An 849-nucleotide genomic window follows, 5' to 3' on the forward strand; every position below is an offset into this window, starting at 1 on the left:
AAGTGCGTCAAGGTCAGTAACTTCGGAATCGTCAGCGTACATGCCATCTGATTCGTTATTAGCCGCTCGTGCGTCTGCCTCTTCTCGGCTTTCTGCGTCAATATAAAAGCTTTGCGATCCGCTGCCGCTGGTGACCGTTGCGGAATAAATGAATCGCTTTAATTCCTTCATTTCAGACATAACTGTTTCCTCAGCAGATTGACTGCCGGTAATGGGGTGGGGGATTAGGCTGCCGAAAGCAGTCGCAGGCATTCTTGGCGTCGCGCTATCAGCTCTTCATTAGTTGAGCAGAACGGCGTGGGGCTGGCTGGCATATGCTCTGGCTTGAGTCGGTATATAATTCCTTTAGCTGAAATCTCTTTGGCCTCCCATCGCTCTTCCGTGAGCAAGTGGCGCATGTTAAGCACATACGTCAGGGGAATGTGTACCGATATCGTCTCGAATCCCTCACCCAATCCCTTGTAGAATGAGTCTTTATAATTCAACGTACACCCGCCAGTTGCACCACCAGACAAACGCCCACGCCCCACGCTGCCAATTGACCGGTGGAATGAGGTTATATATGCATCTGGATGGGCGCGGAGGCAGGCCAGTATTTGTTCTGGCTGCATGGTGGTTACCTGTTTGGGCTATTGGTCAGAAGGGGATATCATCATCAAAGTCCATTGGTGGTTCGTTGTTTTGGTGCGTCGCCTGCTGCTGTCCCTGTGCGTGCTGTTGTCCCCATTGCTGCTGATTTTGCGGCGCTGAACTCTTCCCTGATTCTTGCTGCTGCGGCTTTCCCTGCTTATTGCCAGCTTCGATAAATCCTAATCTGGCATTGTTTAGTTCAAGGGTAATAGACTGTCC

General features: G+C 50.9%; 2 protein-coding genes and 1 pseudogene. All 3 read right to left on the reverse strand.

Annotated features, from left to right (window positions below):
- Positions 1-180 (reverse strand): hypothetical protein (locus V2A85_RS24050; protein ID WP_420072601.1); only part of this gene is annotated, 180 nt, incomplete at its 3' end.
- Between the two features lie 44 nt (positions 181-224).
- Positions 225-611 (reverse strand): hypothetical protein, encoded by a 387-nt coding sequence (locus V2A85_RS24055; RefSeq protein WP_420072602.1) that lies wholly within the window; start codon positions 609-611, stop codon positions 225-227.
- Between the two features lie 25 nt (positions 612-636).
- Positions 637-849: pseudogene (locus tag V2A85_RS24060) on the reverse strand (hypothetical protein); the annotation flags it as partial.

Source organism: Yersinia sp. 1252 StPb PI (assembly GCF_048593885.1).
GTDB lineage: Bacteria > Pseudomonadota > Gammaproteobacteria > Enterobacterales > Enterobacteriaceae > Yersinia > Yersinia enterocolitica_E.

What these genes read in the sequence shown, in the direction of transcription:
- V2A85_RS24055 (WP_420072602.1), bottom strand. Translation starts at nt 611, where the DNA reads ATGCAGCCAGAACAAATACTGGCCTGCCTCCGCGCCCATCCAGATGCA.